The organism is Deinococcus psychrotolerans (genome assembly GCF_003860465.1).
Taxonomy (GTDB): domain Bacteria; phylum Deinococcota; class Deinococci; order Deinococcales; family Deinococcaceae; genus Deinococcus; species Deinococcus psychrotolerans.
Genome location: NZ_CP034183.1, coordinates 95,948 through 118,749, shown reverse-complemented (window position 1 = coordinate 118,749; position 22,802 = coordinate 95,948). Strand labels below are relative to the sequence as shown.

The 22,802-nt window shown below is 61.4% G+C and carries 24 protein-coding genes; 17 read left to right on the top strand and 7 right to left on the bottom strand.

Translation table 11 applies throughout. From position 1 onward, the window contains the following. The first annotated feature begins 164 nt into the window (after positions 1–164). The 5 genes from EHF33_RS00620 to EHF33_RS00600 all read left to right on the top strand — a co-directional run bounded on the left by EHF33_RS00620 (position 165) and on the right by EHF33_RS00600 (position 3,993). The gene (locus tag EHF33_RS00620; RefSeq protein ID WP_124867154.1) at positions 165–1,028 is read left to right on the top strand and encodes a GNAT family N-acetyltransferase; all 864 of its coding nucleotides are present in this window, start codon (positions 165–167) and stop codon (positions 1,026–1,028) included. Between the two features lie 89 nt (positions 1,029–1,117). Next, on the top strand, positions 1,118–1,435 hold the full coding sequence (locus EHF33_RS00615; RefSeq protein WP_124867153.1) for a hypothetical protein: 318 nt from the start codon (positions 1,118–1,120) through the stop codon (positions 1,433–1,435). Positions 1,436–1,477: 42 nt separating this feature from the next. Further along, positions 1,478–2,431, top strand: coding sequence for an RluA family pseudouridine synthase (locus EHF33_RS00610; protein ID WP_124867152.1), 954 nt, complete (start codon positions 1,478–1,480; stop codon positions 2,429–2,431). A gap of 291 nt (positions 2,432–2,722) precedes the next feature. Then, complete coding sequence (locus EHF33_RS00605; RefSeq protein WP_124867151.1) at positions 2,723–3,346, top strand: superoxide dismutase; 624 nt, start codon at positions 2,723–2,725, stop codon at positions 3,344–3,346. Positions 3,347–3,495: 149 nt separating this feature from the next. Continuing rightward, on the top strand, positions 3,496–3,993 hold the full coding sequence (locus EHF33_RS00600) for a hypothetical protein (RefSeq protein ID WP_124867150.1): 498 nt from the start codon (positions 3,496–3,498) through the stop codon (positions 3,991–3,993). Between the two features lie 84 nt (positions 3,994–4,077). Here EHF33_RS00600 and EHF33_RS00595 read toward each other — a convergent pair whose 3' ends face one another. Continuing rightward, positions 4,078–4,578, bottom strand: coding sequence for a DUF4142 domain-containing protein (locus EHF33_RS00595; RefSeq protein ID WP_164473368.1), 501 nt, complete (start codon positions 4,576–4,578; stop codon positions 4,078–4,080). A 215-nt stretch (positions 4,579–4,793) separates the two neighbouring features. Here EHF33_RS00595 and EHF33_RS00590 point away from each other — a divergent pair, with 215 nt between their 5' ends. The 5 genes from EHF33_RS00590 (at position 4,794) to EHF33_RS00570 (ending at position 11,719) form a co-directional block, all read left to right on the top strand. Then, positions 4,794–6,326 carry a sensor domain-containing diguanylate cyclase gene (locus EHF33_RS00590; RefSeq protein ID WP_124867148.1) on the top strand — a complete coding sequence of 511 codons (1,533 nt, stop codon included), beginning with the start codon at positions 4,794–4,796 and terminating at the stop codon, positions 6,324–6,326. Between the two features lie 80 nt (positions 6,327–6,406). Further along, positions 6,407–8,980: a DNA mismatch repair protein MutS gene (gene mutS / locus EHF33_RS00585; protein ID WP_241191192.1), complete on the top strand. Its 2,574-nt coding sequence runs from the start codon at positions 6,407–6,409 to the stop codon at positions 8,978–8,980. Positions 8,981–9,029: 49 nt separating this feature from the next. After that, a complete protein-coding gene (mutL, locus tag EHF33_RS00580) occupies positions 9,030–10,682 on the top strand; it encodes a DNA mismatch repair endonuclease MutL (RefSeq protein ID WP_124867147.1) in 1,653 nt (550 codons plus the stop codon). Between the two features lie 79 nt (positions 10,683–10,761). Continuing rightward, the gene (rpmE, locus tag EHF33_RS00575; protein ID WP_124867146.1) at positions 10,762–10,986 is read left to right on the top strand and encodes a 50S ribosomal protein L31; all 225 of its coding nucleotides are present in this window, start codon (positions 10,762–10,764) and stop codon (positions 10,984–10,986) included. Positions 10,987–11,107: 121 nt separating this feature from the next. Further along, the gene (locus tag EHF33_RS00570; protein WP_124867145.1) at positions 11,108–11,719 is read left to right on the top strand and encodes a thymidine kinase; all 612 of its coding nucleotides are present in this window, start codon (positions 11,108–11,110) and stop codon (positions 11,717–11,719) included. A 12-nt stretch (positions 11,720–11,731) separates the two neighbouring features. Here EHF33_RS00570 and EHF33_RS00565 read toward each other — a convergent pair whose 3' ends face one another. Both EHF33_RS00565 and recO read right to left on the bottom strand, forming a co-directional pair. After that, positions 11,732–12,256 (bottom strand): hypothetical protein, encoded by a 525-nt coding sequence (locus EHF33_RS00565; RefSeq protein WP_124867144.1) that lies wholly within the window; start codon positions 12,254–12,256, stop codon positions 11,732–11,734. Positions 12,257–12,308: 52 nt separating this feature from the next. Then, positions 12,309–13,040 carry a DNA repair protein RecO gene (gene recO, locus EHF33_RS00560; RefSeq protein ID WP_124867143.1) on the bottom strand — a complete coding sequence of 244 codons (732 nt, stop codon included), beginning with the start codon at positions 13,038–13,040 and terminating at the stop codon, positions 12,309–12,311. Positions 13,041–13,188: 148 nt separating this feature from the next. On the opposite strand from recO, the gene EHF33_RS00555 reads away from it, so the two are divergent. After that, on the top strand, positions 13,189–13,572 hold the full coding sequence (locus tag EHF33_RS00555) for a hypothetical protein (protein WP_124867142.1): 384 nt from the start codon (positions 13,189–13,191) through the stop codon (positions 13,570–13,572). A gap of 17 nt (positions 13,573–13,589) precedes the next feature. Here EHF33_RS00555 and EHF33_RS00550 read toward each other — a convergent pair whose 3' ends face one another. Both EHF33_RS00550 and EHF33_RS00545 read right to left on the bottom strand, forming a co-directional pair. Continuing rightward, the gene (locus EHF33_RS00550) at positions 13,590–14,447 is read right to left on the bottom strand and encodes a VOC family protein (RefSeq protein WP_124867141.1); all 858 of its coding nucleotides are present in this window, start codon (positions 14,445–14,447) and stop codon (positions 13,590–13,592) included. Further along, entirely contained in the window at positions 14,444–14,926 is a 483-nt protein-coding gene (locus EHF33_RS00545) for a MarR family winged helix-turn-helix transcriptional regulator (RefSeq protein ID WP_164473367.1), read from the bottom strand. The genes EHF33_RS00550 and EHF33_RS00545 overlap by 4 nt, the downstream gene beginning before the upstream one ends. Before the next feature lie 217 nt (positions 14,927–15,143). On the opposite strand from EHF33_RS00545, the gene EHF33_RS00540 reads away from it, so the two are divergent. The 4 genes from EHF33_RS00540 (at position 15,144) to pruA (ending at position 18,887) form a co-directional block, all read left to right on the top strand. Next, positions 15,144–15,869: a GntR family transcriptional regulator gene (locus EHF33_RS00540; protein WP_124867140.1), complete on the top strand. Its 726-nt coding sequence runs from the start codon at positions 15,144–15,146 to the stop codon at positions 15,867–15,869. After that, a complete protein-coding gene (locus EHF33_RS00535) occupies positions 15,866–16,798 on the top strand; it encodes a proline dehydrogenase family protein (RefSeq protein WP_124867139.1) in 933 nt (310 codons plus the stop codon). The genes EHF33_RS00540 and EHF33_RS00535 overlap by 4 nt, the downstream gene beginning before the upstream one ends. Positions 16,799–16,821: 23 nt before the next feature. After that, entirely contained in the window at positions 16,822–17,235 is a 414-nt protein-coding gene (locus EHF33_RS00530; protein ID WP_124867138.1) for a hypothetical protein, read from the top strand. 80 nt (positions 17,236–17,315) lie between these two features. Then, positions 17,316–18,887 carry an L-glutamate gamma-semialdehyde dehydrogenase gene (gene pruA, locus EHF33_RS00525; protein WP_124867137.1) on the top strand — a complete coding sequence of 524 codons (1,572 nt, stop codon included), beginning with the start codon at positions 17,316–17,318 and terminating at the stop codon, positions 18,885–18,887. 180 nt (positions 18,888–19,067) lie between these two features. Here the strand turns inward: pruA and deoD are convergent, their stop codons facing one another. Then, positions 19,068–19,778: a purine-nucleoside phosphorylase gene (deoD, locus tag EHF33_RS00520; protein ID WP_124867136.1), complete on the bottom strand. Its 711-nt coding sequence runs from the start codon at positions 19,776–19,778 to the stop codon at positions 19,068–19,070. Positions 19,779–19,859: 81 nt separating this feature from the next. Continuing rightward, entirely contained in the window at positions 19,860–20,606 is a 747-nt protein-coding gene (locus EHF33_RS00515; RefSeq protein WP_124867135.1) for a metallophosphoesterase family protein, read from the bottom strand. Positions 20,607–20,911: 305 nt separating this feature from the next. Here EHF33_RS00515 and EHF33_RS00510 point away from each other — a divergent pair, with 305 nt between their 5' ends. Beyond that, positions 20,912–21,517, top strand: coding sequence for a C40 family peptidase (locus EHF33_RS00510; protein WP_124867134.1), 606 nt, complete (start codon positions 20,912–20,914; stop codon positions 21,515–21,517). Between the two features lie 193 nt (positions 21,518–21,710). Continuing rightward, on the top strand, positions 21,711–22,784 hold the full coding sequence (ftsZ, locus tag EHF33_RS00505; RefSeq protein ID WP_124867133.1) for a cell division protein FtsZ: 1,074 nt from the start codon (positions 21,711–21,713) through the stop codon (positions 22,782–22,784). Positions 22,785–22,802 lie beyond the last annotated feature (18 nt).

Genomic DNA, 22,802 nt, shown 5'->3' with positions numbered 1-22,802 from the left:
GCAGTCCGTACCCAGTTCAGGGCATGAACAAAGTCTAGCACGCCCGCGCGGGAAAATGCCGTGAGGATTTACAGTTCGCCTTCACCGATGTACGTCTACACTGAAAAGCGTCCAACACCGTTTTGAGTTTCTGTCTTTTCCACTTGTCAAGGGAGGTCAGGTCAATGATTCGCAGCTTGCAGTCCAGCGACGGCCCAGATGTGGTGAGCTTACTTTCTTGGATGGACGGCGCTCCAGAGCGCGAAGTCTTCGCTCCAGACGCCCGCACGCCCGACGATTTGGCGCTTGAAAACAGCGGCAAAACCTGTCTGGTGACCGCCGACGACCTCGGCAGCGTCACGGCGTTCGCGGCGCTGTCGCCGTTTCAAGACGGTCTCCTGCTCGAAGGCCCGCTTTCAGAGACGCCGGGCAATTTGCCCCGCCTGCTCGGCGCGGCTCTCAAACACAGCGACAACCAAAGCGTGTACGCGTTTGCCGCCCGCGACAACGTGGCGGTGCGCGGAGCGCTGGAAGCGGCGGCTTTTTTGCCGATGCATTCCACCGATTTTTACCGCTTGTCACGCGGTCAGCTTGGCGCGGCGGCGGCGCTGACAGACGGCCTGCTAATAGATCACAGCGCCGATACCCAAACCTACCGCGCCCTTTACCGCGCCGCCGAAGACACCTGGAGCGAGCGGCTGCACTGGAGCGAGGCGCAACTGCTGACCCACCTGCACTCGCCCGACGTGCAGATCAGCGTGCTCAGGCGCGGCGGCAAGGCGCTCGGCTTTGCCGAAACCGAACTCGACGGCGACCTCGCCCGCATGACCTACCTCGCCGTTCATCCCGCCGAGCGCGGACAGGGACACGGCAAAACCCTGCTGATGCACGCCGCGAAGCGGGCTTTTGAGCGCCCCGAAGTGCGGGCGGTGCAGGTGCGTGCCCACGACCACGAAGGGCCAGCCCGCACTTTGTACACCCGCGCCGGATTCCTGCACTCCCGCAGCGTGGTGACGTATTTGCTGGAACCGGAAGGCGAGGAAGCCTAGCGCTCCCAAGTCGGGTGAGGAACAGGGCCAACACGCCGCCTGCACGTCTCACAGTCTTGTTGGTGCGGCTGCGTTACCTTTTTGCCAGTATGGCCAAGCCTAAAGCGCCCCGCGTTCCCGATGTCGCCGTAGCCTTCCGCGAGTTGCCCGGCACTTCGGTGGGCTTTTGGGTGGTGTCCGCCTGCCCGTTTTGCGGCGCTCAGCATTTCCACGCGGCGGGCGCGGGCAAAAGCGATCCGTTTGAAAAGCTCGGCGAGGTGGAAGCTCGCTGCGGGCAGGGCCGCTACGTAATCGGCTTGCCGCCCAAGCCCAAACGCAAAAAAGAGTGCCGCGCCGAGAACAAACGCGCCCGAAAAGCCCAGGGTGGCGCGTTGGACGACATTATTTTGGACGATTGGGACGAATAGCCGTTCTCTGCTCCCCACACTTCGGGCCTGTACACTTGAGGGATGTCTGCTGACCCCCTTACCTTTACTGCCGTCGCCGGACGCCTCGACGCGGCGCTTTCCGAGCTGTCGGGCGTATCCCGCTCGCAGGTGGCTCAACTCATCGCCTCAGGGCAAGTGCTGGTAGACGGCCAGCTCGCCGCCAAATCCAGTGCCAAGCTGCGCGGCGGCGAAACCCTGTCGCTGACCTTGCCGCCGCCGCGCAGCGCTCACGTCCTGCCGGAAGACGTGACTCTTGAAGTGCTCTACGAAGACGACGCCCTGGTCGCCCTTAACAAACCTGCCGGAATGACCACCCATCCGGCTCCCGGCGTCACGTCCGGCACCTTGGTCAATGCCCTCTTGGGCCGCATGAAGTTGCCGGAGCAAGACGATTTTGACACCGAAGGCGGCTACCGCCCCGGCATCGTCCACCGCCTCGATAAAGACACCAGCGGCGTGATCGTGGTGGCCAAGACGGTGGCGGCCCACGCGGCGCTCTCGGAGAGCTTCAAGGCCCGCGAAACCCAGAAGGTGTACTTGGCGATCGTGGCGGGCCAGTGGAAAGCCGAGCGGGTCGCTGAAGTGGACGCCCCGATTGGACGCCACCTGATCGAGCGCCAGCACATGACGGTGGGCGGCAGCAACTCGCGCGACGCCCAGACCCGTTTCGTGCCGCTCGCCCAGCATCCAGACGGACACGGCCGCACGCTGGCCCTGGTGCGCTGTGAGCCGCGTACCGGACGCACCCACCAATTGCGCGTCCACTTGGCTCACCTCGGCAGCCCGATTGTGGGCGACAAGGTGTATGGCCGCGCCAGCGAAGTGATCGGGCGGCAGGCCCTCCACGCTTGGCAACTGACCATTCCGCATCCCACCACTGGCGAAGAGTTGCACCTTACCGCGCCGCCGCCGGAAGACTTGCTGAGCGCTTGGGTGGCGCTGGGCGGCGCTTTGCCGGGCGAACTGGCAAACTGACACTGGAGTGAGTGCGCTCAGTCCGTAACTTGCCGCGAACCCGTCGAGCAACGTCTATTCTCAGGGCTTCCCCACTCTCCGCACGCCACAACCTTCAGATAAACCTCAGACAAGACACAGCCGCAGCGCCAAACATGAAGGCCAACTCAGCCGAGTGGCAATTTGGCAAGGCGCGTCTAAAGAAGCCCTGAAGGCCCAACCCCCAAGGCGCGGCGTTAAGATGAGGACTACGCCATGAGGCGGCTGGGCCTCCTCGCCCGCACTGGCCCAACTCAAAAAGGAGCACCCCACATGACCTATACTCTTCCCCCCCTGCCTTACGCTTACGACGCGCTGGAACCCTACATCGACACCCGCACCATGGAGATTCACCACGACAAGCACCACCAAGCCTACGTCGACAACGCCAACAAAGCCCTCGAAGGCAGCGAGATGGCCGATTTGCCTGTGGAAGAACTGATCACCAAGCTCGATCAGGTGCCCGCCGACAAAAAGACTGCCCTGCGCAACAACGCGGGCGGCCACGCTAACCACAGCCTCTTCTGGACGGTCTTGGGCAAATCGGGCACGCAGCCCAGCAGCGAACTCGCCCAGGCCATCGATGACGCTTTTGGCTCGATGGAAGCCTTCAAGGAAAAACTTGAAGACGCCGCCAAGACCCGCTTCGGCTCCGGCTGGGCGTGGCTGGTCGTGCAGGGCGGCAAATTGGCCGTCGTCAGCACCGCCAACCAAGACAGCCCGCTGATGGGCGAAGCGGTGGCGGGCGTTTCCGGCACCCCGATCTTGGGCGTGGATGTCTGGGAGCACGCTTACTACCTGAACTACCAAAACAAGCGTCCCGATTACCTCAAAGCCTTCTGGAGCGTCGTGAACTGGGACGAAGTCTCGCGCCGCCTTACACAGGCCAAAGCGTAAGTCTTATCTCACTTCTGAAAAGCGCGTCTTCGGGCGCGTTTTTTGTTGCTACCCGCCGCTGCCGTCTCCCGCCAGTGGGGGTGAAAACATTGACGCTCGGTTCACACCACCGGGCCATCAAAGAGCGTGCAATGAGAGGCGAGGTCAACATGAAAAAAACGACTCTGCTCCTGACTGCGCTTGTGCTCGGTTTGGGTTCTCCCGCTTTGGCCGTCGACGACAACGACAACTTGTCCGGCATCAAACTGTGCGTGGACGACGACTCTTTTACAGCGGGCATCGGCGGTATGGACGCCACTTCCGGCAAAGTCGCTCAGGGCCTCTACGATTATTTCGTGGCTCAGGCAGCAGCCAAAAAAATCAAGATTGAAGAACTCGGCGCTCAAACTTGCTCTGATTACGCGGTGGCGCTCGATTTCAGCGCAACCACCGGCACGCCCCGCGCTTGGTACGGCTCAATCAACGTGTACGACAGCACGTCTTATTTTTCGCCCAAAACCACCGACACGTATAAGCAGCCGGTCAGCGTGTGGAGCAGCGCTTATTACGGCGTGCTGCAAAACAATGATGGCCTATCCGACTTTTTGACCTCGCAGGGCAAAAGCATTATCGACGAGTTTTTGAAGGCTTACCTAAGCGTCAATTGAGTTCTGCCCATTCACAGATTCCGAAAAAGCAGCGTACCTAAGTATTAGGTACGCTGCTTTTTTGATTGCGCTCTTATGTTTCAATTACATTTTGGGCAATGTTTTGGCTTCGTCATGGTGCATTTTGATGGTGGGCAAAGCGTTCATCGCGGCCGCTTTGATGGTGGGATTGGCGTGGCGTGAGGCGGTGTAGTTGGCAAATAAGGTGATGGTCTTGGCGTGGCTGCTGAGCATATCGGCTTTGTAGAGCTTGTCAAAATTCTTGCCCGATTTCTTCAGTTTGTTCAGCATTCTCTGTTGGGCTTTGGATACGCTGCCCGGCAACATCATGTTGGCGTCAACTTTGGCGACTGCCGCTCGAACGTCGTTGCCCAGTTTGGTGTGGTCGCTGATCATTTGCTTGGCAAAAGTTTGATCGGCAGGGGCTTTGGTCATGGTCAGGGCCAATTGCGAGGCCTGAATCTCAAACATATTGCCCATGACCGCTTTATTTAAGAAATTGGTGTCCGTATGAGACAGTGCCGATGCAGCCTGTGCAGAAGTTGCAGCGGCGATTAAAACGCTGAAAATCAGAATCTTTTTCATACCTATATGATGAAAGCCGAGCCTAAATACGAGATGAAAGAGCCTTATTGACGTTTTCACACAAAGTCCCATTCTTTACTCATCTTTATCAAATAACCCCGAGAAGTTGACATTGCTTCCCATTGGCACGGAATGAGCGTTTGTTTGAGAAGAAGTTTACCTTGAGTGTATGTTTTGTCAGAGCAAAGAGAGCGGACAAAGAGCAGAATTGAGTAATGCAAGCGGCTCCCCTCCCCGAATCTGAATACGCACGGTTGATGGCTCTGGCCCGCTACAGCATTCTGGATTCCGCGCCCGAAGAGAGCTTTGACCGGCTCACGGCTTTGGTGGCAGAAGTCTTGAAAGTGCCTATCGTGCTGATTAATTTTGTAGATCAGTTTCGCCAGTGGGGAAAATCATGTGTTGGCATGGAGACCAGCACGGAGCTCCGTGAAGTGTCGTTTTGCAGTTGGACGATCTTGAGTAACGAAGTGATGATCGTCGAAGACGCTGCCAATGATCCGCGTTTTGAAGGCAATCCGCTGGTGGTGGGTGAGCCGCACATCTCTTTTTACGCCGGCGTGCCGCTGGTCACCCCAGATGGACACGCCCTCGGGTCGCTGTGCGTTATCGACACCCAGGCGCATCCTTTCGGTGAGCGGGAACTGCTGATGCTCAAAATCTTCGGCGCGGTGGTGATGGAGGCGCTGGAACTGCGGGTCAACCAACTGGAACTCAGCCGCCAAGTGGCCGCCAGCGCCGCGCAAGTCGATGAGTTGCGCCGTACAGCAGCCCACGCCCAAACGCTGGCAGCCATCGCCGACCTCTTTGACACCGATCTGGAACCGGCCAAAGCCGCTCAGATGAGCGCCGAGTTGCTCAGCCAAGCGGTGGAAGTCGATTGGGCGGGGCTGGTACTGCATAGCGGCGCGGAGCTCGAGTTGGTGACAGGCTGGCAGTACAGCAGCGAAGCCGCAAAACTAAAACTGGCCGTGGATCAAAGCCTCAGCGCTTACCGTCAGGGCGTGAGCGGCACGGCAGCCCAAAAGCAAAAGGCGGCTTTTATAGACGATTACCCCGCTCATCCGAACGCTCTGCCCGACTTTATCGAGCGCGGCGTGCAGGCAATGGCGGTGTTGCCGCTGGGCAGCTACCAAGATGGGCAGTACGTTTTGGTCACGCTCAGGCTACAGCCCCGGCCTTGGCGCAGCAGTGACCGGGCGCTGTGCGAAGCGGCGGCCCGAAGCATTCAGGCTTTACTGGAGCGCCAAGCTCACCTCAAACAAGTTGAAGAAGCGGCGGGCCAAGACAGCTTGACCAGCCTCGGCAACCGCCGCGCCTTCAATCAAGCGATGGCCGTTTTGGACGAACTGACCGAGCCTTACGGTGTCTTGGTGGCCGATCTAGACGGCCTCAAGCTGGTCAACGATCACGAAGGCCACGCACGTGGTGACGCGCTCTTGATGAAGTTTGCCAGCGAGATGCAGGCGCAATTTATGCCGCAGGGCAAGGTCTACCGCTTCGGCGGCGATGAATTTGCGGTGCTGTGGCCCAATCTCACGCCGCTGGCTGAGGAAGAAGCTTTGGGACGGGTGCAGCGGGCGGTGCAGCGCCTGCGAACCGCCGGATTCACTAAAGCGGGAGCCAGCGCGGGCGTGGCCTACCACCCCAGAGGCGCTGAGCCGCAAGACGCGGCGGCGCTCCTCGAATTGGCCGACAGCCGCATGTACGAAGCCAAGCGCCGCAAACGCGCAGTTCGGGCGAGCTGAACTTGGTCAAATACTGCACATTCAAACCGTGAGCTTGCTCCCCGCTACGCTCACAACAGAAACGCTAGACTGCTGAGCAGATGACGGGAACCATTTCGGCGCTCACGCTTGATCCGCAGCGCGGCAAACTCAGGGGAAACGGCTCCGGTAAGCTTCCGCCAATGCTGGAGCAATACGTGGCGCTGCGCGACGAAATCGAAGCCCAGCATTCGGGAGCGCTGCTGCTGTTTCAGTGCGGCGATTTTTTTGAGACTTTTGGCGAGGACGCCGAACGCGCTTCCCGCCTGCTCAACATCGCCCTGACCCACAAGAGCAGCAAGGACTTCTCGACCCCGATGGCCGGAATCCCGATTCGCACGCTCGACAGCTTCGTCGAACGTCTGCTGGGCAAAGGCGTCTGCGTCGCGGTGGCCGAGCAGATGGAACTTGCCGGCGCGGGCCTAGTGGAGCGCAAAGTCACTCAGCTGCTGACCCCCGGCACCGTCACCGAGGAGCGCCACCTGACCGCCGACGAGAACTATCTGGCGGCGGTGGCGACCGGCGACGGCTACGCGCTGGCGCTGCTCGACGTCTCGACCGGCGAGTTCCGCTGTGCCGCGTTCGGCAGCCGCACGGCCCTTTACGACGAACTCAGCCGCTGGCGGGCCAGAGAAGTGCTGCTGGCCCCCGAACTTTCCGAAAACGCCGCGCTCCTGAGCGATTTCAAATCGAGATTCCCGCTGATGCTCTCGCACGGCAACTTTGAAGACGAGGCTTGCCGAGGAGCGTTGGTGGCGGTACTGGGCGAGGTGCCCGGCGTTTTGGAGCAGCATTCGGGCCTGACCAGAGCTTGCGGCGCGGTGCTGAACTACGCCCGCAGCATCCACGCAGGGGTGCAGGGCGGAGACCTCAAGATGGTGCGCCGCCTGAGCCGCTTTGAACCTGGAGCGCAGATGCGCCTGAGCGAATGGGCGCTCAGAGCGCTGGAAATCTTTACGGCCCAGTCGCCGCAGGGCCGCACCCTGATGGACGCGCTGGGCGAAACGCGCACGGCGGGTGGGCGGCGCAGGTTGCGGGCGTGGCTGCGCTCACCGCTGCTCGACCGTCTCAGCTTGGAGGCCCGTTTGGACGCGGTGGAAGCCCTGACCCGTGCCAGCGATTTGCGCGGCGGCGTGCGGGCACTCCTCTACCGCGCCCACGATCTGGAGCGCTTGGCTGCCCGCGTCGCTTCGGCCCGCGCCACACCCCGCGAAGTGGCTTCGCTGGCCCGCACCTTAGAACTCCTTCCTGACGCCGCCGATTTGCTGAGTTCGGTGAGTGGCGCAGGGCTGCTGCCGGGCGTGCGGGCAAGGCTAGGCGCGTTGCCGGACGTGGTGCGCCTGATCCGCTCTGCCCTGGTAGACGAACCGCCTATTCGGGCTTCCGACGGGGGACTGATCCGCGAGGGCTTTCACGCCGGGCTGGACGGCCTGCGAACCGAGGCGCTGGGCCACCGCGCTTGGCTGGCCGAGCTGGAACGCAGTGAGCGCGAGCGCACCGGCATCGGTAGCCTCAAGGTCGGCTACAACAACGTCTTCGGCTACTTTCTGGAAGTCACGGCGGCGCACCTTTCCAAAGTGCCTGCCGATTACCGCCAGATCGCCACCCTCAAAGACCGCGCCCGCTTTACCCGGCCCGATTTACGCGAGCGTGAGCGCGAAATTGCCCGCCTGGAGCAGGCCGCCGAGCGGCTGGAAGTGGAAGTATTCACCGAACTCCGCGCCGGCCTCTCCGGCCACGCCGAGGCGCTCAGTGAAGCCGCCGGAGCCTTGAGCGAACTCGACGTGCTGTGCGCCCTTTCCGAAATCGCCGCCACCCGCGCTTGGACGCGCCCGCAGACCTTGGAGGACACCGACCAAACCGTGACCCTGCGCCAAGCCCGACATCCGGTGGTGGAGCTGGTCAGTAGCGGCACCTTCGTGCCCAACGACGCCGAACTCTCGCCGAGTCGCCGCACCCTGCTGCTGACTGGGCCGAATATGGCCGGCAAAAGCACCTACCTCCGCACCGTGGCCATCTGCGCCCTGCTTCACCAGATCGGCTCGTTCGTCCCCGCCGATGCGGCCCACCTCCCCATCTTCGACAGCATCCACACCCGTATCGGCGCGTCGGACGATCTGGCAGGCGGGCGTTCAACATTCATGGTGGAGATGCACGAACTGGCGGGCATCTTGCATCACGCCACGCCCAAATCGCTGATTATTCTGGACGAAATCGGGCGCGGCACGTCCACTTTAGACGGCCTCGCCATCGCGCAGGCGGCGCTGGAACACCTGCATGACACGGGCGCGTACACCCTGTTCGCCACCCATTATTTTGAGCTGACCCGCCTCGAAGGCCAGCTGCCCGGTTTGATCAACCTCCACGTCGCTGCCGAGGAAGACGCCGGGGCGCTGACTTTCTACCATCAGGTGGTTGCTGGGGCGGCCAGCCAAAGCTACGGTGTGGAAGTGGCCCGCTTGGCCGGGTTGCCCGCCCGCGTGACTACCCGCGCCGCTGCGCTCCTCAGCGGCCTGAACGCCCGTGACGAGAGCAAAGGGAAGGCCTTACACGCCGAACTAGGGGCGCTGGATTTGACGCGCCTCACACCGTTGAAGGCTTTGGCGACGCTGCACAAGTGGCAGGGGGAGCTGTGAGGGGGGGTGTTGAGCGAGAGTTATTCGTCTCACTCCCTCATCCCGCCCCGTGACCATCCGCCTCCTCCCTCCCGAAACTGCACGCTTAATTGCGGCTGGCGAAGTCGTTTCACGCCCGTTAGACGTGGTGCGCGAACTGCTGGACAACGCCTTAGACGCGGGGGCCAGCCGCATTGAAATAGAAGTGGACGGCGGCGGCCTGAGCCTCATTCGGGTGCGCGACAACGGCAGCGGCATTCCAGCCTCCGACGTGCCGCTCTCGCCGCTGCGGCACGCCACCAGCAAACTCGAATCGGTCGACCGTGTGACCACGCTGGGCTTCCGGGGCGAGGCGCTGTGGGCGGCGGCGCAGGCCGGGCAACTCCGGCTCGTTACCCGCCCGCCCGCGCAACTGGGGGCCACCCTACTCACCGCACACGGTGACACGGTGGAGGTTGCCAAAGTCAGCGCTCCTGCGGGCAGCACCGTCAGCGTCTCGGATCTGTTCGGGCATCTGCCCGCCCGCCGCCGCACCCAACTTCCAGCGGGTGCCGAGCTGCGCGAAATCACCGCGCTGGTCTCGCGCTACGTGCTGCACTGGCCGCGCCTGCATTGGAAACTGACACTGGACGGCGAAACGAGGCTGCTCCATGCAACCGCCGATCATAGGGGCGCGGTGGCGAGCGTTTACGGCCCGCTCAACGCCAACCGCGTCATCAGCGTCAGCACACCTACTTTCCAAGGCGTCATCAGCCGCCCCGAGCTGAGTCGCCCGCGCCGTGACCGAATGCATTTCTCGGTGAATGGCCGCCCCGTCTTGGCTCCGCCGGAACTGGAACGCGCCGTGATCGACGGGTACGCCGAACTGCTTTCTGCCGGACACGCCCCGCTGTGCGTGCTGGATTTGACTTTGCCATTCGAAGATGTGAACCCCAATGTCCATCCCGCCAAAGCGGTGGTCGCGCTGGCTGATTTGCCGGAACTCTGCCTCAAAGTGACAGCGGCAGTGCAGGCGACGCTCAGCTCGCACCCGCTCTCGCGCCCGCTGCCGGAGCTGCGGGTGCCTGCCCCCGCGCCCAACCCGACCCAGAAGGGTGCATTTCCGGCCCTGACTTTGGTGGGCCTCTACCGCCAGACCTATCTGCTGGCCGAGGGTGAGGGTGATTTGTGGGTCATTGATGCCCATGCCGCCCACGAGCGCGTCCTTTACGAAGAACTCTCGCGCCGCCTCCGCGCTGAGCCGCCGTTTGAGCTGCCGGAACCCGAACTGCTGCAACTCAGCCCCGAACAGCTTGCCCGCCTGCACGAGCGGGGCAACGACCTCAGAGGCTGGGGCCTGACGCTGGAAGAATTCGGCGCGGGGCTGGTCAGGCTGCGAAGTTTGCCTGCTGCCCTCGCTGCCCTGCCGCTGCCGAGGCTGCACGAGCAAATTATTGAATCGGCGCTGGGTGTCAGCGGTGACGCCGAGCGCGAAGTTTTGGGCCGCTTGGCCTGCGCTCCGGCACTCAAAGCGGGAATGCTGGATCAGGGGCGCGGCGAAGCCCTTCTGGTGCAGCTCGCCGCCTGCGATCAGCCCTGGTCATGTCCGCACGGACGGCCCACTGTCTTGCGCCTTTCCGAGCGCGACCTGATGCACAGCTTTGGCCGACGCAGCGTGCGCGACGTGGCGCGGGGCCGAGACGAAACCGACCTCAAAGTGCCGCTCAGCGCCGAGCAGCGCTAGCTTTTTGGCCTCTTTGCTGCTATAGTTTTTCGGTTAGCCCGTATACGCACCCTCGACGTGACGGCAAAGGAAAACCATAATGCAAAAAGACCTTCACCCCAAAGCAGTTCCCTGCAAAATCATTTATCAAGGCAAAGTCGTGCTGGAAACGCTCAGCACCAAGCCTGAAATCCACGTTGATGTCTGGAGCGGCGTTCACCCCTTCTGGACCGGCGAAGAGCGCTTCCTCGACGCCGAGGGCCGCGTAGACAAGTTCAACAAGCGCTTCGGCACCGGCTACCGCAACCGTGGCAAAACCGAGTAACAAAGCACTTTTTCAATTTATTGAAACACCAGACCGGGCCAAGTGGCTCGGTTTTTTTGTGGCGTTTACCGAACACTCCCTACCTACTCTGCCCCCTTTGCCTGATACACTCTCGCAAAGAATGCTCAAGTCTCCCTATTCCGGCGGCCACCTCGAAGTCGTCGTCGGGCCGATGTTCAGCGGCAAATCCGAAGAACTGATTCGCCGCGTCAACCGCTCGGTGATCGCTCGTCAGCGTGCCGTGGTGTTCAAGCCCGCCATCGACACCCGCTATCACGCCACCCGCGTGGCCAGCCATTCCGGCCAGAGCGCCGAGGCGGTGGCGGTGGCGGGCACGGTGGACGCCCGCGCTTATCTTAGCGGCGAGGGCGGTCTGTTCGGCTTGCCCACCGATTTGCCGGATGTGGTGGCTTTTGACGAAGCCCAGTTTTTTGACGAGGGATTGGTGCCGCTGGCTCTAGAGTTGGCGGATCAAGGCGTGCGCGTCATTTTGGCGGGCCTCGACTTGGACTTCCGGGGCGAACCGTTCGGCGTGATGCCGGAACTGCTTTCACGCGCCGAGAGCGTGGAGAAGCTGACGGCCATCTGCGTGGTCTGCGGCGCTCCCGCCACCCGTACCCAGCGACTCATCGGCGGTCAGCCCGCCCACTTCGACGATCCGGTGGTGCTGGTCGGCGCTCAGGAAGCCTACGAAGCGCGGTGTAGGGTGCATCACGAGGTCAGGCGAGACTGAAGGCAATAAAATTCAGCGCTTGAATTTCACCGTTTTGAGCGCTTTATCGAAGGCGGCGGCCTGCGCCGGAGTGGCCGCCGTGCCGATGGTCGTTTGAAAAGACAGCAAGTTTTTGGCGCTGACGCCGTACCAGATTTTTGTGCGAACCGTAACGCCGTTGGCTTTGAGGGTCAGGTCATACTGGCGCTCGGTGCCTTTGATTCCGTCTACGTCAAGTGAACGGGTGCTGAGCTGCTTGACGCTGCCGCGCCCGTCACCCCTCATCGACTCTTCCACACCGCCAATGAAATCGGCCAGCATCTTGGTGTCGTTTGGCTTTCCCTTGTGCGGCGCATAGAAAAATTGCAGCACCACCGGCGGCGGCGTGCCGGGAGCGATCACCAGCACACCGGGCAAATGATTGGGATAAGGGCGCTGTACCCAGCCGTCTGGAACATTCACCTGAAACGGCGCGGCGGAATCGGAGAGTGGAGCAGCCAGCCCGCTGCCCAGCGCAAAAAGGAAGCACGACGTCGGTAGAAAGAGAAAGCGAATCATAGTGCTCAATTTAGCGTTGCCGGACGCCCAGCACAGTGCGGATGCTCAGCGCTCAAGCCCCCACCACATCGCCGCCCACCAGCGAGCGCCAGCTTTGTACGCTGCCGATCTGCACCGTCACGAAGCGCTCCAGGCTGCGCCACACGGCGGGGCGCTGCTCGGCCATCAGCGGCGCGTCCATCAAGGCCCGTACGCTACGACGCGGCACTTCGCGCAGAAATTCAAGGCGCTCAGGGGGGTGCGGCGGCTGATTGGAGCAGGCCCCGCACAGCAGTTGGCCGCCCAGCGGATCGGGGTGCGAGGGATCGGCGGCTCCGCAGCGGGCGCAGTGGCGGGTGCGCGGCGCAAATCCGGCTAGGGCCAGCAGTTTGTAGCTCATCACCAGCGCCACCCATTCGGGGTCAGGGTGACGCGAAACGCCGCGCAAGCTGCCTGCGTACAAGTCAAAGGCCTGCTCCGAAAACTCGCCTTCCTGAAACAGCGCGTCGGCCAGTTCGGAGAGCAGGTGCGCGTAGGGGTGGCGCTCCGGCTCGGAGAGTCTGGGCAGCGCTCCTTCTAAAATGCTTTGCTGCACGGTGGCGAGGTCGGCCTGGGGCGTCTGGTAAAGCTGCACCCCGACGTGGTGAAAGAGGTTCAAGCGGCTGGCCTGCTGCCCGCGCACGCCGCCCCGCGCCACCGCTTTGATTTTGCCCTGCGGCGTCAGCAGCGTCACGATGATGTCGCCCGCTGGCGTGACTTTGCGCCGCATCACGATCCCGCTGCGGTTGGTGCTGCGCGATTTCACCCGTTTCCTTTCACTGGCCGGCTCTCACGCCTTCATTTTAGCTTACCAACAGAATACTGGTGAGCGCCTTTGTTACGGTTAGCACTTCAAGCGGGAAATGGGCGGCATCTTCTGTTTGAATTTATTCGACTTTTTTATACTGGGTGCTATGAGCGAACACTCCGAACACGACCTTTTGCGCGAGCTTTTTCCCGAAACGGCGCGGGAATGGTTCGGCGACCATCCCACGCCCCGCGAGACTCTGGGCCTGTACGCGGTGGCCGACGGACGAATGGCCCTGGTCAGCGGCGCTCAGCTCGCCGAGTTCACGCCGCTTGACCCCAAAGGCAACAAAGTTCTGCACTGCGATCTGTGCCACTACACCCGCTCGCGCAGTGAGGCCGCCGTCTACCGGGTGCTGGTCAGCTCACGCCGCACCCGCTACATGACGCTGTGCTTCGGCACTGAGAGCTGTCAGGGGCGGGCCGGAAAAGAAGGCGTGCGCCAGTTCGCTGAGCGCATTTTCCCGATTGAATCGCTGTATGCGGAGTGAAAAGACCCTGCAAGCGATCAATTCACGCTGAAACGCAGTTGGTTTCCCGCTGGATCGGTGAGGTCGGCAAACGATTCGCCCTCCTCAAACGGCAAGCCCGCCGACTGGAGCCGCTCTTTGAGGCCCGCCAGATCGTCGCGGCTAAGCTGAAAATGGGCGCGGCGTAAAGCGGGTGTGTCTTCGGCAGGAGCGGGCGCAGCGCGACTTTCCCAGACATTGAGGCCGAGGTGGTGATGGTAGCCGCCTGCTGAGAGAAACGAAGCGCCAAGAAACTGAACCGTCAACTCGAAGCCGATGAGTTGATAAAACGCTGTGGCCGTTTGCTGATCGCTGACTTTGAGGTGAATGTGGCCCATCACGGTTCCGGAGGGAAGGCCTGTCCAGACGGTGCCCTCGCTGCTGCCGAGCACGCCCGCAGCGTCCAGCGGGTCGGTGGCCATGACCAGTTGTCCGTCCACCTGGGGCCACTCGCTGCGGAGGCGGTCACGGTAGACCTCGATACCGTGTCCGTCGGGATCGTTCAGGTAGATCGCCTCGCTGACCAGATGATCGGACGCCCCGACTCTTAGCCCCAGGTCGCTGACATGCTTCAAAAAACGCCCCAGATCGGCGCGGCCCGGCAGCAGCAAGGCCAGATGATAGAGGCCCGTTGAACGCTGCGGCGGTTGCGGGTTGTCGAGGGCGTGCAGCACGATCAGCGGGCGCTCGGCGGTTCCGAGTTCGGCGCGGTGACTGGTGTGTGAACGCACCTGTAAGCCCAGCACTTCCCGGTAAAAGGCCACGCTGCGGGCCAGATCACGCACGCTGAGTTCGACCTCGGCGGGCGCGAGCGAGGCAGAAAAATGGATGGGGTCAACGGCTGGCTGGCTGGTCATCTTGGTTCTCCTTGAGTAGGTGGGCTTTGCGGATGCTGGGCGGCAGTTTGAATGAGCCGCAGCAAGGCGGCGAGTTGGTCGGCTGACAGGTGTTCGAATTGCGCGTGGTGCAGGTTATTGACCCGGACATCGAGGTCGCTCAGCAGGTCAGCGCCGAGCGGGGTCAGGCGGCTGGTCACGACGCGCCGGTCTGCTCTCTCACGGCTACGGCGGATCAGGTTCTGCTTTTCCAGACGGTCGAGCAGGCGCGTCACGTCCGGGACATAGGCCAGCAAGCGCTCACCAATTTCGCCGCAGGTCAGTCCCTCGCCGCCTTCCCCGGATTCAGCGCCGCGTAAGATCCTCAGCACGTTGAACTGCGCTGCGCTGAGACCGCCGTGCGCTTTGAGAAGTTCTGAAACCTGTGCGCCCTGCTGCTGGGCGAGACGCTGCACAGCCAGAAAAACGTCGTGTGCCGGGGATTGTTCTACAGGAGCCATATCTATAATATATTTGTTTCAACAAATACTGTCAAGACAAATATCTCGACAGTCGAAAGCAAAAGTCCATCCCTGACTTTGGGTAGAGGCCAATTCTGTTTCCAGCGGGAGGAATGGCGGCGGGCAAGGCAACTGCGTAGATGAGTGGGCGCTTCCCCACCCCAACCCGTCATTCCCAGCCTCTTTACTTCTCACCGAGATTGTATACAATATCCACATGACGCTCCCACTCTCCAATAAGCCCGCTTTCGAGCGTCCGGCATTGGTGCGTGAAGGCGTTTATCTGCATTTGCGTGAAGCTATTTTGGGCGGTGAATTTTTGCCGGGCGAGCGCCTCGGTGAAGTCGAACTCGGCGCGAGATTGGGTGTCAGCCGCACGCCGATCCGCGAAGCCCTGATGCGCCTGACCCAAGACGGCCTGATTGAAACTGAAGCCAACAAGGGCGTGCGGGTGCGTCAGCTTTCGCGGCAAGAGATTGCTGAAACGTACGTGGTGCGGGCAGAACTCGACGGCCTCGCGGCGGCGCTGGCGGCTGAGCAGCACGACCTCAATGACGCGGCGGCTTTGCGGCTGGCGCTTGCACAACTCAGCAGCGCTAAACCCAGCAACTACCGGGAGCAGACCTTGCTAGACCTCGCTTTTCACTGCCGCGTGGCGCAAGCGGCGCATAACGCGGTGTTGTTTGCGCTGTGCCGCGACCTCGAAGTCAGGGTGTCGCTCATCAAGCACCAGACCCGCACCTTTAACGCTTACCCCCGCACCCATGATCAGCACGCCGCCATTTTGGAAGCGGTGCTCAGCCGCAACCCCGAGGCGGCCCGCGCCGCTGCTCAGCAGCACGTCCGCACCTTTGCGGCGCTGGTGATGGACGAACTTCAAACACTTCAGCTTCCCTCGGCTCAGCCGCAAACGCAGGGAACGCCTTCAGGAGCCACATTATGATTGATCAGATCTACCGCAAAACTGTGCTGACCGTCGCTGGAAACAAAGCGGTGGAAAGCGTCATGCGTTCACGCGGTTGGGGCCTTGCCCAGCGTTTCGTGGCGGGCCACCAAGCCGACGACATTATTCAAGCGGTCAAAGACCTGCAAAAAGACGGGATCGGCGGTCTGCTGGATTTGCTCGGCGAGTTCGTGGACAGCCCCGACACCGCCAACGCCTTTGCCGAACAGATTCTGAGCTTGGTCGATCAGGCCGCCGCCGCCGGCATTCAGCCGTACATCACCGTGAAACTCTCGGGCCTGGGGCAGGGCTTGACAGTGGACGGCGAAGATTTGGGCCTGACCAACGCCCGCCGCATCCTGAGCCGGGCCAAACCCCACGGCGGCTTTTTGGCGCTGGATATGGAAGATCACCCCCGCGTCGATGTGACGTTGGCACAGTTCCGCCGCTTGGTTGAAGAATTTGGACATCACTATGTCGGCACGGTGCTGCAAAGCTACCTGCACCGCACCGAGAAAGATCTGGCCGATTTGGCCGACCTGAAGCCCAACCTCAGAATCGTCAAGGGCGCTTACCTCGAGCCGGAAAGTGTGGCGATGCAGGACAAGGCCGATATCAACGCCAGTTACCGCCGCTTGGTGTACGCCAACCTGAAAGCGGGCAACTACACCAACGTGGCCTCGCACGACGACGGCATCATCGACGACGTAAAAATGTTCGTGCTGGCGCACGGCATCCCGCGTGACCAGTTTGAATTTCAACTTCTTTACGGCGTGCGCCGCGACCTTCAAAAGCAGTTGGCGAGTGAGGGCTACCGCGTCCGCGCTTATATTCCTTACGGCGACGACTGGTATCCGTACTTCTCCCGCCGGATCGCCGAGCGCCCCAGCAACGCTTTGTTCGTGCTGCGCGGCATGTTCGGCGGCTGAGTTTCGGACGCCAAGGTCACACCGTGAGCGCCCGCTTTCCCGATCCTAACCACATCAACGGCTTTTATCTGGGCCAGTTTTTCGGCTTGCTCGGCTGGGCGTCGCGTTCCAGTGAAGCCGACCACGTGCTGGCGGCTTTTGATCCGGAACGCCCGGCAGACGCGGCTTATGTGGCCCAGTTGCTCTTGCCGAGCCTAGACAACCTCACCGAAGCCCAAGACGCCGCGCTGGCCCGCACCTGGGCCTACGCCCTCTCCGAGTTTGACGACCGCGATCTGAACTGGTTTTTGCTGGGCCGCCTGCCGAGTTTGCCCGAACACCCCCGAGAATTTCTGATGCAGGTGGCCGCGCAGCTCTATCCGCAGGGCCTCCCGCAAGTGGACGCCCAGATGCGGCGGCTAGACCTACAGAACGAGTCTTTATTTGATCTGGCTTGAGCGGGAAAGGGCCATCGCCGCGCTCACCCACTTTCCCCACATCTTAGACACCACACCCCCCTCCCAAGGAGTACCCAACCATGATTAAAGTCGAACCCTACCGCCCACAGGCCTTTATCGATTTCACCGTTCCCGCCAACGTGGACGCTTACCAAGCGGCTCTGACCAAAGTCCGCGCCGAGTTGCTGGGCAAGCACTACCCGCTGATCATCAACGGCGAGCGGGTAGACACCGCCGAGAAGCTCTACAGCACCAACCCCTGCGACACCTCCGAAGTGATCGGCAGCACCGCCAAAGCCACCATCGAAGACGCTCAGCGTGCCCTCGACGGCGCTTGGGCGGCCTGGGCCGACTGGAAAACCTGGAGCATGGACGCCCGCGCCCGCATCCTGCTCAAGGCGGCGGCGATCCTCAAGCGGCGGCGTTTGGAAGCTTGCGCCCTGATGACGCTGGAAGTCGGCAAGAATTACGCCGAGGCCGATGTGGAAGTGGCCGAGGGCATCGACTTTCTGGAATACTACGCCCGCGAGGCCATGAAGTATTCGGGCTTCGGCGCGGCGGAAACCACCTGGTTTGACGGCGAGGAAAACGGCTTGATGTACCTCTCGCTGGGCGTGGGCGTCAGCATTTCGCCGTGGAACTTTCCTTACGCCATTTTCGCGGGCATGTTCGCTGCGCCGATTGTCGCCGGCAACTGCGTGATCGCCAAGCCCGCCGAGGATTCGGGCATGATCGCCGGCTTCGTGGTGGACATCATGCTGGAAGCCGGAATGCCCGCTGGCGTGCTGCAATTTTTACCCGGTGTCGGTGAGGAAGTCGGCGAATACCTCGTTCAGAGTGCCCAGACCCGCTTCGTGACGTTTACCGGCTCGCGCAGCGTGGGCCTGCACATCAACGAAGTGGCGGCCAAAGTCCCCAAAGGCCAGAAGTGGCTCAAGCGGGTCATCTTGGAACTCGGCGGCAAGGACGCCCTGATCGTGGACGAAACCGCCGATCTGCCCAACGCCGTGACCGCTGCGGTGCAGGGCGCGTTCGGCTTCAACGGCCAGAAGTGCAGCGCCATGAGCCGCTTGATCGTGGTGGACGAGGTCTACGAAGAAGTGGTGGGTCAGTTCGTGGAGCGCACCAAAGCGCTCAGCGTCGGCACGGGTGAAGCCAACTGCAACGTCACAGCAGTGGTCAATCAGGAATCGTTTGACAAAGTCGGCAAGTATCAGGAGATCGGCAAGGGTGAGGCCAAGCTGCTGACCGGCGGTGAAACCCCCGGCGAGTGCGGCGGCAAAAAAGGCCACTACGTGCAGCCGACCATTTTCGGTGACGTGCCGAGTGACGCCCGCCTCGCCCAGGAAGAGATCTTCGGGCCAGTCGTGGCGGTCTTCCGCGCCCGCGACTTCAAGCACGCCCTGGAACTCGCCAACTCCACCGAGTACGGCCTGACCGGAGGCGTGTGCAGCCGCAACCGCGCCCGCTTGGAGCAGGCCAGAAACGAATTTGAAGTGGGCAACTTGTACTTCAACCGCAAAATCACCGGGGCCATCGTGGGCGTGCAGCCGTTCGGCGGCTACAACATGTCCGGCACCGACAGCAAAGCCGGTGGGCCGGAGTATTTGGGCAACTTCATGCAGCTCAAGACGGTGACTGAGCGGTTCTGAGTAGGACACTTATGAGTTCACTCGGCTAGATGAAGAAGCAGGCGGCTGAGATAACTTGGCCGCCTGCTTCTTCATCCTGAGTTGTGACCATGCCGCCGCTTCACCGCACACGGATGATGCTTGAAAACGCCCCAAGCACCGGCTGCGGTTTTACCGACTCAGTCGAGCAAAATTCGCGCCTTAAGCGGTTTCCAGCGCCGCATCCAGCGCCACTTCAATCATCCCGTTGAACGTCACTTGGCGCTCTTCGGCGGTGGTTTCCTCATGGGTGATCAGGTGATCCGATACCGTCAGAATGGTCAGCGCCCGCACGCCAAATTTGGCGGCCAAGGTGTAGAGCTGCGCGGCTTCCATCTCCACGCCCAACACACCGAACTCGGCCCAGATTTTGTACTGGTCGAAGTCGTCGTGGTAAAAGGTGTCGCTGCTCATGACATTGCCGACGTGTGAGCGCAGGCCGCGCTGCTGGGCCACCTGATAAGCCCGCAGCAGCAAGCCGAAATCGGCAATCGGCGCGTAGTTTTTGGCTCCAAAGCGGATGTTGTTGATATTGGAATCGGTGGAAGCCGCCTGCGCCAAAATAAGGTCGCGCACATGCACTTCCTCGTGGTAACTGCCGCAGGTGCCGACCCGCACCAGGGTTTTGCAGCCGTATGAGTTGATCAGCTCATGGATATAAATCCCCGCGCTGGGCATACCCATGCCGGTGCCCTGCACCGAAACCGGCTTGCCTTTGTAGGTGCCGGTAAAGCCCAGCATGCCGCGCACGTCGTTGTGCTGCACGGGGTCGGTGAAAAAAGTTTCGGCAATGTGCTTTGCCCGCAGCGGGTCACCGGGCAGCAAGACGGTGGGGGCGATTTGGCCGACTTCGGCGTTGATATGAATGCTCATGCTTGTCAGATTAGCGGAAAAGGAGCCCGGTACTCTGCTTGGTCAGCAGGTGAAGCGAAAGGAGGGCTGTGCTCGACCTGTTCAGCGCACGTCCACCCACTCGGCTACCCACTTGGCGGCGTGGGGAACTTTGGCACCCAAAAAGCCGTTCTGTACTCTTCTGGGCGCATACGGCACCTGCCGAAACTGAGGCTGAAACACCCCTGCCACCAAGTCCAGAATCAAGTAATCGGCGCGGGCCGGATTGACGTAGTGGCCGTTTCTGAGTTCAAACGGCATTCCGACCGATCCGGGGTTGAGCAGCGTCCAACCATCCAAGCTCCGCAGCAGCGGGCGGTGGGTGTGGCCGCCAATCCACAGCGGCGCGTCGCCGTACTCGGCGCGGAGTTGGTTCAAGCGCTCCTGCGGGCTACCCGCGTCCAGCACCTCGGTGTTGCTCGCTGGGCTGCCGTGAAAGGCCAGCAATTCTGGGGTGGGGCGCAAGGTCGGCTGATAGGCCCGCACCCACTCGCGCTCTTTCTCGCCCACCGCCGCGTGACTCCAAGCGTCCAAGTCGTAGATTTCTTGCTCGTCTGGCAAACCACGCGGCACGAAAGCGGGCAGCGGTTCCAGCAGAGCTTGATCGGCGTTGCCCATCACCACACCGCTGCTCACCAAATCACAGTCGAGCGCCGCCACCGCCTGCAAGCACTCGTTGGGAAAGGGGCCCGTCATTGCTACGTCCCCCAGGCACAGCAAAAAATCGGGCGCTTGAATCCTCAAATCGGCCAGCAGCGCCTCCAAAGCAGGCAAATTGCCGTGAATATCGCTAAAAAGAGCCAGACGCATCGCTTAAGTTTAGACCCTGAGCGCTTAACGAGTTTTTGGGGAGCGAGAAAGATGTGAAAAATGAGTCTTGACTCACTCAATCTCAGAGAACCGAAGCTTAAGTGTGCATCAGACACCCATAAGCCCCATAAGCTAGAAAAATCACACGTGAGCCTGAAGATGAGCTAGATGAGAGCGGCGCAGTAGATTTCAGTAAATGAGATAGGCCTTTATGTCGGTTTTTTGTCGTCCAGAACATCCAAGACTCTAAAATAAGCTGAGCGTGAATGGCTCAAAGTTAAAGGCCTGATAAACTTCTCTTATTCATGAACGCCTTCCGAATCCTCCTGACCGTAGTTGCCCTGAGCGGCAGCGCCACCGCCGCCTCCTACGCCGTCAGGGCCGGAGACACGCTGTCCAGCGTCGCCCAGCGCTACAATTTGCAGCCGCAAAAGCTGATGCAGCTCAACGGTCTGAGCAGCACCACCTTGCAAATCGGCCAGCGCCTGAATGTCGGCGGCCAGACCAGCCCGGCCAAGGCGACGGCGGCCGCGCCCCAGTCCGGCGGGAACAGCACCATCCGCTCCGCCGCGCTGCGCTTTTTGGGCATCCGCTACGCCCACGGCGGCACCGGCAACTGGGGACTGGATTGCAGCGGCTACACCCAAGCGGTCTACCGCTCGATGGGCGTGTCTTTGCCGCGCACCGCCGCTTCACAGTCGCGCAGCGGCTACGCCGTGTCACGCAGCAGCTTGCAAGCAGGCGACCTGATGTTCTTCAGCACCATGGGCGGCGGCATCTCGCATGTGGCCATCTATCTGGGCAACGGCAGCTTTGCCAACGCCAACAGCTATTACGGGCGCACTATGGTTGACAACTTGTCTAATCCGTATTGGTCGAGCCGCTACGTCAGCGCCCGCCGCATTCTGTAGTCTGTTTCCACCGCTCTCAAAGCGCCCCGGCCCACCTGCCGAGGCGCTTTTTCTTTGCATTGATGAGAAAATCTGAGCGCTCTTTTAAGCGCGGCACAGACCACCCCACCATGCCCAAGGCTTTTAGACGGTATCCTTGCGTTAAACTATCAAGTGTACGGAAGACAGCTTCCGGTCTTAAGGAGAAGAATTGATGCAAGCGGCCAGAATTCGTGTAATCGGCCTCGGTGGAGCAGGAAACAACGCCGTCAACCGCATGATTGAGTCGGGACTCGAAGGCGTGGAGTTTATCGCCGGAAACACCGACGCGCAGGTGTTGGCCAAAAGCCACGCCGAAGTCAGAATCCAACTCGGTGACCGCCTGACCCGTGGGCTGGGCGCTGGAGCCAACCCCGAAGTCGGCGAAAAAGCGGCCATGGAAGACCGTGAGCGCATCAAAGAGTACTTAGAGGGCACTGACATGCTCTTTATCACGGCGGGCATGGGCGGCGGCACCGGCACCGGCTCGGCTCCGGTGGTGGCCGAGGTCGCCCGCGAAATGAACATCCTGACGGTGGGCATCGTGACCCGGCCCTTCAAATTCGAGGGGCCGCGCCGCAGCAAAGTCGCTGAGGAAGGCATCATCAAGCTTCAGGAACGGGTCGACGGCATGATTGTGGTCAACAACGAAAAGCTGCTGACCGCCATCGACAAGAAAGTCGCCATCCGCGACGCCTTCCTGATCGCTGACCGGGTGCTGTACTACGGTGTCAAGGGCATCAGTGACGTGATCAACGTCGAAGGCATGATCAACGTGGACTTCGCCGATGTCCGCAACCTCCTTTCCAACGCGGGCGCAGTGCTGATGGGCATCGGCTCGGGGCGCGGCGATAAACTGGCCGAGGAAGCCGCCACGAGCGCCATCAACAGCCCGCTCCTCGAGCGCGGCGTGGAAGGAGCGCGACGCATTCTGGTCAACGTGACCGGCGGCTACGACCTCTCGATGAACGACGCCCACGAAATCGTCGAGAAGATCCGTGACGCCACCGGCTACGACGACCCCGACATGCTGTTCGGAGTGAGCTTTGACGAAAATGCGGGCGATGAAGTGCGCGTCACCGTGATAGCCACCGGCTTCAACGAAGCGCAAACCGCACTCAGCAGCGGGCGACTCGACCCGATTCCTTCTCCGTCCTCGACCATCCGCACATCTTCACGCGGCCAGAGTCAGTATGATCCCAAGGACTACGACATCCCGGCGTTCCTCCGTCAGGTTGACCGGGGCTAAACTCAACTAGCAATAAAG